Origin of the sequence: Streptomyces phaeochromogenes (assembly GCF_001418655.1) — a bacterium.
Lineage (GTDB): Bacteria > Actinomycetota > Actinomycetes > Streptomycetales > Streptomycetaceae > Streptomyces > Streptomyces phaeochromogenes.
The window spans coordinates 52,609-65,632 of sequence record NZ_LIQZ01000018.1; the positions used below are offsets into that span (position 1 = coordinate 52,609).

Consider the following 13,024-nt stretch of genomic DNA (forward strand, 5'->3'; position numbering starts at 1 on the left):
GCCCATGAGCACGGAGACGGCTGTCCGGCCGGACTCATCCACCCGGCCGTCCGCCCATGCGAAGCACCCGTCCACCCACGCGAAGCACTCGCACGACGACGCTCCTGACGCCGCGGCCGCGTTCGCCCGGCTCGCCGAACTGGAGGACGGCCCCGAACGGGACGCCGTACGCGACGAACTGGTGACCGTATGGCTGCCCATGGCCCACCGGATCGCCGGCCGTTTTCGCGACCGGGGCGAGTCGGTCGAGGACCTGCGCCAGGTCGCGGCCATGGGGCTGGTGAAGGCCGTCGACCGGTACGACCCCTCGCGCGGGGCGTTCGAGAGTTACGCCGTGCCCACCATCACCGGTGAGGTGAAGCGCCACTTCCGGGACCGGATGTGGGCGCTCAGAGTGCCCCGCCGGGTCCAGGAACTACGGAACAAGGTGCGGCTGGCCCGTCGGGATCTCACGCTGAATCCCGGATCCCCGGAGCCGACGGTGGCCGCGATCGCGGCACACACCGGGCTGACGGAGGACGAGGTCGGCGCGGGGATGGAAGCGATGGAGAGCTTCAGCACGCTGTCCCTTGACGCCGAACTCGCCTCCGCGGAAGACAACTACAGCCTCGCGGACACGCTGGGAGACGTCGATTCCTCGTACGAGCTGGTCGTCGACCGGGAAGCGGCCAGGGAGGGACTGCGCCGGCTGCCCGAACGCGAGCGGGCCATCCTGTACATGCGCTTCTTCGAGGACATGACGCAGACGCGCATAGCCGATGTGCTCGGCATCTCCCAGATGCACGTCTCACGTCTCATCACCCGCAGCTGCGCGCGTGTCAGGGACGAGGCGATGGGCGGGCAGCAGTCCGGAGCCGGTCACCCCGATGCCGACGGGCGGACCGACAGCGACGGACGCACCAGGGCCGCGTGACACGGAAAGCCGGTGAGGCCCAGAAGGCCGAGGAAGCCGAGGAGGCCGGAGGAGTGAGTCCGATGCTGATGCCCCACCCCGCGACCCTGCGCAGGCTCGTGGACGAGTACGAGGCGCTGATCGTCCCTGAGGACGAGAGCGGCGCCGTGGCGAAACCGGACCAGCGGGCGCAGGACCTCGCGTACACCCTCTGCGTGTCGACCGGCACGCGAGACGTGAGGCGTGCTCTGGAGAGGGCGCGCCGCCATCTCGCGGCCGTCCGGCGGCCCGTGGTTCCGATGCGGCCCGTGGCACCCGTAGCACCCGTGGAGCCGGTGGCGCTGCCGGCTCCACGGCCTCCCGGTACGGGCGGTCCCGAGGCGCGTGACGGCGGAGAGGCAGTCTCCAGGTGAACCCCGCGGGCCGGGCGCGCAGACGTGCGACCGGCCCGCGGGATGCGCGACGCCGACGCGGGCACGTTCATGGAACGTCAGTGCGACGGCGTATTGTGGCCCCCGGGGTGGCACCGGTGGACCTGATGGGCAGCACGGACAGATCGTTGTCCGTGTCGAGGTCCCGCGGCGGTGGGCCGCCCCGGCCGAGTCGGCCGACGGTCGGCTTCGTGCCCGGTGCCCACGAGACCCGGGCCGGGCGGTGGCGGATGTCCCAGACCTCTCGGCCCCTACCCCCGAAGACTGGTGGGGCGGCATGACGACGACGGCGACCGAGGACGCCCCCTTCGTCCATCCCGCGCTCTTCTACCGCGGTGACGAGGAGTACGTGGCCGGGACCGTGCCCTTCCTCCTGGAGGGACTGGCGGCGTCGGAGCCCGTCGCGGTGGCCGCCCCCGTCCCGCGGCTGGAAGTGATCTCGGCCGCGCTGGGAACGGCGGCCGAGGCCGTCCACTTTGTCGACATGACCAGAGCCGGCCGCAACCCCGGCCGCATCATCCCGTCGGTCCTCCGGGCCTTCGCCGACGCCAGGCGCGGCGGCCCTGTGCGCATCATCGGCGAACCGATCTGGTCCGGTCGCACCGCCACGGAGTATCCCGCCTGCGTCCAGCACGAGGCCCTGATCAACGCGGCGTTCCGCGGCCGGGACGTGACCATCCTCTGTCCGTACGACGCGCGGACGCTGCCGGACGACGTCCTCGCCGATGCCCACGCCACGCACCCTCTGCTCATCACCGCGGGTCATCAGTCGGTCAGCGGCGCCTACGACCCGGTGAAGGTGCTCGACCGCTACAACGAACCGCTGCTGTGTCCGCCAGGGGCGGCGACCGTCCGGTTCGACGCCGAAGCCCTGCCCGTCACCCGGGACTTCGCGCTCCAGGAAGCGCGGGAGCGGGGGATGGGAGCCGTCCGCCTCCAGGATCTGGCGCTGGTCGTGGCGGAGTTGACCACGAACAGCGTGGTGCACGCCGGCGGCAGGGGAACGCTGCGCCTGTGGGCGGAGAGCGAGCAGATCGTCTGTGAGGTCCAGGACACCGGCCGCCTGACCGACCCCCTCGTGGGCCGCCGCCCGGCACCCCCCGACCAACTCGGCGGCCGAGGCCTCCTCCTCGTTCACCACCTTTCGGATCTGGTCCGCGTGCACACCGATGAGCACGGCACGACGATCCGCAGCTACGTGGCGCGCGCATAGAGCACGCGGACGTGGCGGCGTGCGCGTAAAGCACGCCGGAAGGCCCTTTCGGCGAAATCGTTGCGAATGCCAGTCCATCGGCAGGGTATTTGCTGCCCGTGGAGCACGACGGGCGGCGGACGTCCGGCCGCGGTGCTCCACCCGGTCTCACACGAGACGGAACGCACACGGACGGAAGGAGCGGCGTGGTCACCGACAGAATCTGGTCGTACGCAGGGGACAGCGGGCACACGGAGGGGCAGCAGCTCACGGGGTTCACGGTGGTGGCGTCCGACGGCACGATCGGGCATGTGGACCGGCAGGCCGACGACTCGGGCCTGCGCCATCTGATCGTGGACACCGGAGTCTGGCTGTTCGGCAGCAGCGTGCTGATACCCGTGGGCGTCGTCACCGCCGTCGACACGCAGGCCAAGGAGGTCAGGGTGGCGTGCACCGAGGAGGAGATAAAGGCCGCGCCGCGGTTCAAGACCGATCGAGAGACGCTGGACCCCGAGTACCTCGCCGGTGTCGGCGGCTACTACCGGAGTCTGCCTCCACGACAGGCGACCACACCCTGACCCGGCACGACGGTCGGGGGATTCGCACCCATGGTCGTGCGCTCAGTGGGAAGACGGATGTCGACGGACCCGTTCCGGGACCCGGCATCGAGCGAGCAGATCTCAGGGGCACGACGGATATGGACCGAATCGACACGACTGCCTTCGCGTCGCCCGACCACATGCCCGATCGCAGGGCCGGTGGGACGTCGATGACGGCCGTTCCGATCACCACCGCGGCGATGGCCCGTGCCCACGTCCGCGCCGTGGTGCTGGAACAGTGGAACACCCCGTCCCGCAGGGCGACGGAGACCGCTGTCATCGATCTCCTGCTGGTCGTCTCGGAGCTGGCCGCGAACGCCGTCCGGCACGGGGGCGGGCTGGTCGGGGTCGAGGCGACGCCCACGCGCGAGGGCGTGCGGCTGGCCGTGCACGACAACAGTGACGTCGTCCCCGCCGCCGCCTTCGGCTCGGGCGGCCTTCCCCCGGTCCATCACGGCAACGGCTTCGGCTGGCCGCTGATCATCCGGCTGGCGCGCGACATCGCCATCGAAAGGCGCCCGGGAGGCGGCAAGACCATCAGCGTCCTGGTGCCGCTCCAGACCGCGCCGTAGCTACTGCGGTGAATCAGGAGCCGTAGGACAATCCAGGGAACGCCGGGGAACGTCACCACGGCATGAACACGTGGATGTCCTTGCCCTTCTCGGTCGGCACCACGCTCACCTGGTCGCACAGCGTATGGATCAGATGCCACCCCACGCCCCCGTCGTTCCGGCCGGGGCGGAACGGGCGAGGTGCCGGTGGCGTGGTGCTGGTGTCGTGCATCGTCACGTGTACGCCGTCGAACGTGCGCCGCAGGTGCAGCGTGAACGGCCCCGGCGCGTACTGCACCGCGTTGGCGGCCAACTCCGTGACGACAAGCAGGATGTCGTCCCAGCGTTCGGGCTCCGCCGGCGGCGAGGCGCGCGTGAGCGCAAGGAGGAACGCCTCCGCGGCGAGTCGTGAGCCCGTCACATCGGACGGTTCGCCGGCGAATTCGGTGGTCTGGGTGTAAGTCTCCTCGGAAGGCAGTTTGTCGTCCCAACGCGGCTCGATCGCCATCACGGCTTCCCCCAGCCCACTCCCTGTGGGGCTGTGGTGCTTGCTTTGCTTCCACCGTTGCTGCTTCCCGACGGCAAAGGGCTTACTCGTCCGGTTCCGGAGACGATGGCAGGGACTCCGGAATGCGGCGGTCTGCGGGGATTCCGCTGTGGTCGGCGAGTACCACGATCAGCCGGGGTCATGGGTGTCTGATCCGGCCGGGCCGGGGCACTCGTCGAGTGGGAGTGGGAACTGAACCCATTCCGGAAACCCAGAGAGGGGAATCCATGCTCGGCATGGCAGCGGCCGTCCTGTTCCTCATCGCGTTCCTGATCAATGCCGCGGAGATCTCGACCAACGACGTCTTCACCTCGACCAACGTGATGCTGATAGGGCTGATCGTGCTGGCCCTGCACCTTGCCGGGGTCGGCAGCGGCCTGGCTACCAGGGGCCGCCGAAGGTGACATACGGAGCGCGGTCCCGTATCCCTCAGATCCAGGTGTCGAGCCACATCCTCGAATGCCAGTTGGGATACGGGATCGTCGCACCCGTGTAGATCGGGAAGAAGTAGATGAAGTTCCAGAGGATGAGCAGCACGAGGACACCCGCGCTCATCGCTCCCACGGCCCGGCGTCTCTCGCTCGACCCCGGCGGCCCGAGCATCGCGCCCACCAGCATCGCGACGGCCAGGCACAGATACGGCACGAAGACGACCGCGTAGAACGAGAAGATCGTACGGTCCTGGTACAGGAACCAGGGCAGATAGCCGGCGCCCACCGCGCACAGGACGGCGCCCGCGCGCCAGTCGCGGCGCAGCGCCCACCGGTAGAGCAGATAGAGCAGCGCGAAGCACGCCGACCACCACAGCAGCGGGGTGCCCAGCGCGAGCACCGCCTGGGAGCAGCCCGACGCGGTACGGCAGCCGTCCTGTGCGAAGTCCGTCTCGTACGAGTACGCCACCGGCCGTCCGAGGACCAGCCAGCTCCACGGGTTGGACTCGTAGCGGTGCCAGGAGTCCAGCCCCACGTTGAACTCGTAGACCCCGTGCTCGTAGTGCCACAGGCTGCGCAGCGAGGCGGGGATCCACGACCACGGGCCGCCCCGGCCGTCCGCCCAGTGCCGTCCGTAGCCCTTGTCGGACAGGAACCAGCCGCTCCAGGTCATCAGATACGTGACCAGGGCGACCGGCGCGAGGGACAGCACGGACCAGCCGAGATCCTTGCGCAGCACCGACAGATAGGGGCGACGCGCGCCGGCGACACGGCGGGAGGCGACGTCCCACAGCACGGTCATGACCATGAAGAACGCCAGGACGTAGAGGCCGTTCCATTTGCTCGCGGCTGCCAGGCCGAGCATCGCGCCGGCCGCGATCCGCCAGGGCCGAACGCCCATCCCCGCGTGCTCGCCGGTGTGTTGATGCGGACCCGCGAAGCCGTCCGCGTCCACCGGCAGGGCTTCCGCGAGACGGGCCCGCGCCCGGTCCCGGTCGACCAGCAGGCACCCGAACGCGGCCAGCACGAAGAACATGACGACGAGGTCGAGCAGAGCGATCCGGCTCATCACGAAGTGCAGGCCGTCCACCGCCAACAGCAGCCCGGCCAGACAGCCCAGCGCCGTCGAACGGAACAGCCGGCGGCCTATTCGGCACAGCATCAGCACCGACAGCGTGCCGAGCACCGCCGTCATGAAACGCCAGCCGAAGGGGTTCAGGCCGAACATCCACTCACCGAGGGCGATCACCCACTTGCCCATCGGCGGGTGCGCGACGAAGGTCCCGGTGTCGGACAGCGGGATCACCTGGGGGTCCGCCAGGATCTGCGGGTCGGCGATCTTGCGGTCCGGCCACGTCCCCTCGTAGCCGAGCTTCAGCAGCGCCCAGGCGTCCTTGGCGTAGTACGTCTCGTCGAAGGCGACGGACCGCGGCTGGCCCAGGTTCCAGAAGCGGATCGCTCCGGCGAGGACGGCGACGAGGACCGGACCGACCCAGCCCATCGCCTTCATGACGCGGTGGGTCAGTTCCGTGCTGAGCCCCAGAGCCTCGCCGACGCGCGTGCCGGGCTCCGGGAAGGGCGGGACCAGAAGGTCGCGGGTGTCGGTCCGTGGGCGCCCCGCGTAGCCGAACCGGCGCAGCCGCCTCGCCCAGGGAGGGGGATCCGTCTTCGGGTGGGCGTCGGCGTCGGCGCCCACCTGCGCCGCGATGTCACTGGTCACCGGGTCATCGTAGGGAACGGATGTTCAGCTCATGCGTTTTCGGCCACCCCTGTCCGGTCGCGGAACTCCGTGGCCCAGTAGAGGAGGGCCAGGACAGGGAGGGCGGTACCGAGGAGAGCCACCGCCGTCCAGCCGCCGGCGTGGAAGGCGAGCGAGCCGAACTGCGAACCCAGGGCGCCGCCGACGAAGAAGAGGGCGATGAAGGCACTGTTCAGCCGAGCCCGCGCGTTCGCGTCGAGCTGGTAGACGGTGTGCTGACCGAGGATCAGGGTGGTCTGCACGGCCATGTCGAGGAGCACGGCGGCCAGCGCCAGCAGCAGGATGTGCTCCTGGCCGATCCCGGCGACCGCGAAGGCGACGGCCGCGGCGACGAGCCCGGCGCCGGTCATCGGACGCACCAGCTTGCGGTCGGCCCAACGGCCCGCGAAGGGGGCCACGGCCGCCCCGGCCGCTCCGACGAGCGCGAAGACACCGACTCCGACGGGGGAGTAGTGGAATCGCGGGCCCGTGAGGACGTACGAGACGGTGGTCCAGAACGCGCTGAACGCACCGAACATCGCCGCCTGGTAGAGCCCGCGGCGCAGCAACGCCGGGTGGACGCGCATCAGTCGGAGGGTGGAACGCAGCACCTGGATGTACGGGATCGCGGTGGTGGCGGCCTGGCGGGGCAGGGCGGCGTGCAGGGCCAGTGCCAGCAGTGCCATCAGGACGGCGGAGCCCAGATAGACGACGCGCCAGCCGGCCACGTCCGAGACCAGGCTGCTCAGGGTGCGGGAGAGCAGGATGCCGGTGAGCAGACCGCTCATCACCCGGCCCACGATCCGGCCGCGGGTGTGGTCCGGGGCGAGACTCGCGGCGAAGGGCACGAGGATCTGGGCGACGACCGACGTGCCGCCGCTGATCAGGGAGGCGATCAGCAGCATGGGGAAGCTCGTCGCGAGACCGGCGGCGAGGAGGGCGAGCGTGGTGACCGCCAGCAGCACCGTGATCAGGCGGCGCTTCTCCAGCCGGTCGCCGAGCGGGACGAGCAGGAGCATGCCCAGGACGTAGCCGACCTGGGTGAGGGTGATCAGCCCGCCGGCGGCCGTCTCGCCGACGTGGAAGACGTCGCGCAGCGAGGACAACAGGGGCTGGGCGTAGTACAGGTTGGCGACCGTCATGCCGGAGGCGGTGGCCAGGAGCACGACCAGCCATCCCGGCACACCGAGTGCGGCCGTGCCGGTGGACCGGCCCGAGGTGTGGTCGTCGTGCGAGCTCTGGAGGACGTTCATGGTTCTGTCAGCGTTCGGGGGCACCTCTGTGCTTCCCTCGTCGGGGCGATGGTTCGAGATGTCAGTCATCTCCGACGGAGATGACGCACGGAGTGGTGAGCGACCCGGGACCGGTCGAGCCGTGGCACGACCCGGCTTCCGTCAGGTCATGTGCCGCAGCAGCGCGTCGACCGCCGGGGGTGCCTCGCCCCGTGGCCTGACCACCATGACTTTCCAGTTCGGCGCGTGACGTTCGAAGTGGTGGGTCGTCAGGTCGGGGAACCGGTCCGCGATCGAGACGGGCATGACGCACACACCCAGGTCGTTGCGGACGAGTTCGGACGCCGCCACGATGTCGTTGACCTCGAAGGTCGGCTCGCGGTCGACGGAGGCCGCCCGGAACGCCTTGTCCACGGCGAGCCGGATCGCCCAGCCGGGAGTGAAGTCCACCAGCGGCAGCCGGGCGGCGTCGGCGAGCGCGACCTTCCCGTCCGTCACGGGGAACGTCCGCCCCGGAGCGCTCACCAGGACCATCTCCTCACGGGACAGCAGCCGGGTGACCAGTCCCCGCTGCTGCTGACGGTCGAGGGCGACCACGGCCAGATCCACCGTGCCCTCGCGCAGCGCCTGGCGGATGTCGACGACGGCCGCCTGCCGCAGCCGCACCACCACGCCCGGGTGTTCGGCCCGCAGGGCGGCCAGCGGTCGGTGCAGGTCGGCCCAGACCCCCTGCATCGTGCCGACCGTGATCCGCCCCCGCAGCTGTCCCTGTACGACGTCGACGGCAGCCCGCGCCTGGTCCGCGGCCCGTAGCGCGGCCCGGGCCGCCGGTACGAACGCTTCACCGGCCGGAGTCAGCGAGACCCGGTGCGTGGTGCGGTCGAACAGCGGGGTGCCCAGCTCGCGTTCCAGGGCGCGCACCGTGCTCGACACGGCGGACTGGACGATGTGCAGCCGCTGCGCCGCCGCGGTGAAGCCGCCCTCCTCGGCCACCGCGATGACGACCTCCATCTGCCGCAGATCCACTGGCTCTCCCGGGGTGTGGCTCATCTTCTTCAAGGTGGAACGTCCGCGAACGCAGCTCTGTGCCCGCCGTGCGCGACGGCGGGCACAGAGCTGCGGGACAGGCTGTGCGACAGAGGGTGCGTCCGGGCGCCTGCCTCCGGGGCGGCGGCCGGTCCTAGTCGGTCACGTCCGTGACCCTCCAGCGCTGGTTGGCGCCGGAGTTGGGTGTCCACAGTGTGACGGCGGCTCCGTCGTTCGTGGCCTGGCCGCCGACCTCCAGCAGCCGTCCGGTGGCCGCGTTGACGAGGGTCCAGGTGCCGTCACCGGTCGACGACATGATCCACTGGGTGGCCTTGTCGCGCGGGCCGGAGTCGGCCTCCAGCACCGGGGCACCGTCACGTACCGCCAGACGCTTGCCCTCCACCGGGTTGGTGAAGACGTACCGCTGCCGGTTGCCGGTGTCACCGGAGATCTGCCGCAGCTTCCACTCCTGGCCGGCCGCGTCTCCCGCGGAGGTCCTGATGACGAGGCCCGTGCCGTTGTCGGCGACGGTGAGCGCCTTGCCGCTCTGGACGCCGGTCAGCTCGTAGGAGTGGCCCTTGCGCAGCTCGGCCGCGTCCTTCGCGACGCCCGAGACACCCTTGACGACGAAGGAGGTCACCGACTGCGCGGGCACCGTGAAGGTGGCCTTGCGGTCACTGACCTTGACGGCCCTGTGGCGTTCGAGCTTGCCGTCGGCGCTGGTCACGACCGGGGTGACGGTGGCACCGTGGCTGACCTTGCCGAACTTCGACAGGTCGACCGTGACCGCGCGGGCGTCGGTGGTGCTGTTGACGTGGACGACCGTTGCGCCGTTGCCCTTCTTGGAGACGGCGGCGGCGCTGGAGGTGTCGTCGGTCTTGATCAGCCGGTCACCGGGCTTGATGTAGTGCGTGAAGTTGCGGGCCGTGTCGAACTTCGTGTTCGTGTAGATCGGGCACGACTTCAGGGTGTCCTTCGAGGTGCAGCTGAACGGGAGCTGGATGCTGCCCCAGTTGCCGCCCTTGGCCGACTCGCCGCCCGGCTTCATGTTGTCGTAGTCCTCGACGGGCTGCCAGAACACCCAGGCCTTGGGCTCCAGTTCACGCAGGTCGTCGACGATGCGCTGGGCGAGACCGAGGCCCGGCCGCATGTCCGTGAAGCTCTGGCCGTCGCCCCAGTCGCCCTCGACCTCGCTCTGCCACAGCGGCTTGTCGGCCGCCTTGGCCAGGTCGCGCACGGTGGTCCGCTGGCCGGTGCCGTAGGTGTGGACGTTCATCTGGTCGACGAGGTCCCGCACTTCCTGCGGATAGGTGTTCCAGTTCGTCGAGAAGATGGACGGGTTGGTCTCGTCCATCGCGGAGATCTCCGCCTTGGTCTTCGCCTTCTTCAGCGCCGGGGCCAGGGCCTTGATGACCTTCTGCTGGAGCTCGGGGCCGATGTGCGCCCCTTCCTGACGGCCGCCGACGGGCTCGCCGTCGGCGCCCAGGCGGGTGCTCCAGTAGTTGGTGTTGGGCTCGTTGAACGGGTCGATCGTGTCGACCTTGATGCCCTCGGCCTTCTCGAGACGCTTGGTCGCGCCGGCCATGTAGGCGGCGAAGTCGTCGACCGACTCGGTCTTGAGCTGGTCCTCGGTGGCGTTGAACCCACCGGAGACATAGCCGCTCTTCGTCATGAACCACGGCGGGGAGTTGCTGAACGTCTCCCAGTGGTCGATGTCCTTCTTGATGCGGTCGACCCACCAGCGCTGGGTGGCGTCGGCGTTCTTGTTCCAGTCCGCCGGGTCGTCGGCGCTCCACCAGTCGGTGTCCTCGCGGGTGGTGCCGGCCGGGGCCTTCCACCAGCCCTCGACGGCACCTCCGGCGCGCAGATAGTCCTCGACGTCCGGGGCGTTGCCACCGCCGATGTTGTAGCGGGCGATGTTCAGCGCCAGGCCGTCGTCACCGAACAGGAGCTTGGCGAGCTTCTCGCGTATCTCCTTGGGATAGTCCCCGGTGGCGTTGGCGAACCAGACCAGGCTGGTGCCCCAGCCCTCGAACTTCTCCTGCTCGTACGAGGGGTCGGGCCGCACGGTGACGGCGGCGGTGTCCGCGGCCGTGACCTGTGCGGTGGACGACGGGGCGGAGACCAGGGCGGCCCCGGTGGCCAGTGCGGTGAGGCCGGCGGCTCCGAGGAGCCGTCTGTTGCGGGTGCGGCGTGCCATCTGTGCTCCCAACTGCGGTGGTGGTAGCTGCGATTGACCTCCCGCCCGTCGGGCAGGAGGGATGGCCCTCGAACGAGTGCGGTGCCGTTCGAGGAGTCGGCGGTGTGCGGGGGAGTGGGTCAGCCGGCGGGCTGTCGCACCACGGCGACGTCCCTCGGCCCGAGGACGAGACCGCCCTCGGCGTCGGTGTCGCCGACCAGGACCTCACCCGGGAGGCCGGTCAGCGGCACGCTCTCGTCGGTCCGGTTGACCAGGAACAGGAAGCGGCCGTCGGGCCCGCGGCGCACGGTCTGCTCGACCGATCCCCGTGCGTCGGCGGGCAGTTCACTCCGGACGCCGGCCGGGCCGAGCAGCTCCGGCAGCAGACCGGCCAGCCCGTCGACACCGAGGCGGGTGGAGACGTACGAGGCCGAGCCCTGACCCGCCGCACGGCGGGTGACGGCGGGCATGCCCGCGTACGTACCGGTGCGGTAGTGGGCCAGCACCTCCACCGTCGGGTCGGTGACGGTGATCCGGTCGGTCCACAGGGTGCCCGGGCCGGCGCCGTCCAGGTCGACGCTGTCACCGGCGAGCAGCGGCCCGAACTCCTCGATGCGGATGCCGAGGAGGTCGCGCAGCGCTCCCGGATGACCGCCGAGCCAGATGTGGTCGTTCTCGTCGACGACACCGGAGAAGTACGTGGTGACCAGGTGGCCGCCCGTCTCGGCGTACCGCGTGAGCTCCTTGGCCAGCGGCGCCGGGATCACGTGCAGCACGGGTGCGATCAGCACGTCGTACCGGTCGAGGTCGGCCGTGGTGGTGACGACGTCCGCCCGGACGCCGAGGGCGAGGAGCGCGGAGTACCAGTCCAGCGCCTCCTGGCGGTAGTCGAGCAGGGCGGTCGGGTGGGAGTCCTGCTCGCTCGCCCACCACGAGTCCCAGTCGTAGACGATCCCGACCCGGGCGGGCTCGCGCTCGGTGCCCGCGACCGGGGCAAGGGTCTTGAGGGTCCGGCCGAGGTCGGTGACCGCGCGGAAGACCTCGCTGTCGGCACCGGCGTGCGGCACCATCGCGGAGTGGTACTTCTCGGCGCCGGCCGCGGACTGGCGCCACTGGAAGTAGCACACGGCGTCGGCGCCGTGCGCGACGTGCAGCAGCGAGTCGCGGGCCAGATCGCCGGGCCGCTTGGCCACGTTGACGGGCTGCCAGTTGACGGCGCTGGTGGAGTGCTCCATCAGGAACCACGGACGGCCGCTCGCGATACCGCTGGTGAGGTTCGCGGAGAAGGACAGCTCGTCGCGGTCCTGCGGGCCCGGGTGGACGTAGTGGTCGTTGGAGACGAAGTCGATCTCGCCCGCCCAGTCCGGGTAGTTCATGCCCTTGGTGTTGCCCATCACCATGAAGTTGGTGGTGGCCGGCACATCGGGGGTGATCTCCCGCAGCACGTCCCGCTCCGCGCGCAGGTACTCCTTCAGCGCGTCGGAGGAGAAGCGCTTGAAGTCCAGCTGCTGCGTGGGGTTCGGGTGGGAGGCGGCCAGCCGCGGCGGCAGGATCTGCTCCCAGTCGCTGTAGCGCTGCGACCAGAAGGCCGTGCCCCAGGCGTGGTTGAGGGCGTCGAGGGTGGTGTACCGGTCGCGCAGCCAGTCGCGGAAGGCACGGGCCGCGTCGTCCGAGTAGTCGTAGATGTTGTGGCAGCCCAGCTCGTTGGATATGTGCCAGGCCACCAGCGCGGGATGGTCCGCGTACCGCTCGGCCATCGTCCGCACCAGACGCAGCGCGTGCTCGCGGAAGACGGGCGAGGTGGGCCGCCAGTGCTGCCGCGCCCCCGGCCACACCGTCTCACCGGAGGCGGTCACCGGAAGGATCTCCGGGTGCGCCGTGGTGAGCCAGGGCGGCGGGGACGCGGTGGCGGTGGCGAGGTCGACCCCGATGCCGGCCGAGTGCAGCAGGCCCATGATCTCGTCGAGCCAGCCGAAGTCCCACTCGTCCCGGGCCGGCTGGATGCGGGCCCAGGAGAAGATCCCCACGGAGACCAGGTTGACGCCGGCCTCACGCATCAGCCGTACGTCCTCCTCCCACACCTCGCGAGGCCACTGCTCGGGGTTGTAGTCGGCGCCGTACGCGAGACGTGGGGTGGAGTCACCGTCCGGCCCGTTCAGCTGGGACAGGAGGGTGGAGATCATCGTGGTCCTTCCGGAGTGGCACA

12 protein-coding genes are annotated in these 13,024 nt (G+C 70.3%); 6 read left to right on the forward strand and 6 right to left on the reverse strand.

From position 1 onward, the window contains the following. Window positions 1–4: 4 nt before the first annotated feature. The 5 genes from AOK17_RS03180 to AOK17_RS03200 all read left to right on the forward strand — a co-directional run bounded on the left by AOK17_RS03180 (window position 5) and on the right by AOK17_RS03200 (window position 3,686). A complete protein-coding gene (locus tag AOK17_RS03180) occupies window positions 5–913 on the forward strand; it encodes a SigB/SigF/SigG family RNA polymerase sigma factor (RefSeq protein ID WP_107102280.1) in 909 nt (302 codons plus the stop codon). Continuing rightward, the gene (locus tag AOK17_RS51515) at window positions 910–1,305 is read left to right on the forward strand and encodes a DUF5133 domain-containing protein (protein WP_425424588.1); all 396 of its coding nucleotides are present in this window, start codon (window positions 910–912) and stop codon (window positions 1,303–1,305) included. Before AOK17_RS03180 ends, AOK17_RS51515 begins: the two co-directional genes overlap by 4 nt. Before the next feature lie 295 nt (window positions 1,306–1,600). Then, entirely contained in the window at window positions 1,601–2,536 is a 936-nt protein-coding gene (locus AOK17_RS03190) for an anti-sigma factor RsbA family regulatory protein (RefSeq protein WP_055610715.1), read from the forward strand. 185 nt (window positions 2,537–2,721) lie between these two features. Beyond that, entirely contained in the window at window positions 2,722–3,093 is a 372-nt protein-coding gene (locus tag AOK17_RS03195) for a hypothetical protein (protein ID WP_055610716.1), read from the forward strand. 119 nt (window positions 3,094–3,212) lie between these two features. Beyond that, window positions 3,213–3,686 carry an ATP-binding protein gene (locus AOK17_RS03200; protein WP_245696992.1) on the forward strand — a complete coding sequence of 158 codons (474 nt, stop codon included), beginning with the start codon at window positions 3,213–3,215 and terminating at the stop codon, window positions 3,684–3,686. A gap of 52 nt (window positions 3,687–3,738) precedes the next feature. Here the strand turns inward: AOK17_RS03200 and AOK17_RS03205 are convergent, their stop codons facing one another. Next, window positions 3,739–4,173 (reverse strand): ATP-binding protein, encoded by a 435-nt coding sequence (locus AOK17_RS03205; protein ID WP_055610717.1) that lies wholly within the window; start codon window positions 4,171–4,173, stop codon window positions 3,739–3,741. A 266-nt stretch (window positions 4,174–4,439) separates the two neighbouring features. On the opposite strand from AOK17_RS03205, the gene AOK17_RS49800 reads away from it, so the two are divergent. After that, window positions 4,440–4,616 (forward strand): hypothetical protein, encoded by a 177-nt coding sequence (locus AOK17_RS49800; RefSeq protein WP_107102281.1) that lies wholly within the window; start codon window positions 4,440–4,442, stop codon window positions 4,614–4,616. Between the two features lie 25 nt (window positions 4,617–4,641). On the opposite strand, the gene AOK17_RS03210 is transcribed toward AOK17_RS49800, so the two are convergent. The 5 genes from AOK17_RS03210 to AOK17_RS03230 form a co-directional block, all read right to left on the reverse strand. Beyond that, complete coding sequence (locus AOK17_RS03210) at window positions 4,642–6,363, reverse strand: dolichyl-phosphate-mannose--protein mannosyltransferase (RefSeq protein ID WP_079052763.1); 1,722 nt, start codon at window positions 6,361–6,363, stop codon at window positions 4,642–4,644. Window positions 6,364–6,392: 29 nt separating this feature from the next. Then, window positions 6,393–7,565 (reverse strand): MFS transporter, encoded by a 1,173-nt coding sequence (locus AOK17_RS03215; RefSeq protein WP_063997156.1) that lies wholly within the window; start codon window positions 7,563–7,565, stop codon window positions 6,393–6,395. A 210-nt stretch (window positions 7,566–7,775) separates the two neighbouring features. Then, window positions 7,776–8,663 (reverse strand): LysR family transcriptional regulator, encoded by an 888-nt coding sequence (locus AOK17_RS03220; protein ID WP_245696993.1) that lies wholly within the window; start codon window positions 8,661–8,663, stop codon window positions 7,776–7,778. Window positions 8,664–8,793: 130 nt separating this feature from the next. Continuing rightward, window positions 8,794–10,839: an RICIN domain-containing protein gene (locus tag AOK17_RS03225; protein ID WP_055610720.1), complete on the reverse strand. Its 2,046-nt coding sequence runs from the start codon at window positions 10,837–10,839 to the stop codon at window positions 8,794–8,796. 119 nt (window positions 10,840–10,958) lie between these two features. Further along, the gene (locus AOK17_RS03230; RefSeq protein ID WP_055610721.1) at window positions 10,959–13,001 is read right to left on the reverse strand and encodes a beta-galactosidase; all 2,043 of its coding nucleotides are present in this window, start codon (window positions 12,999–13,001) and stop codon (window positions 10,959–10,961) included. Window positions 13,002–13,024: the final 23 nt, after the last annotated feature.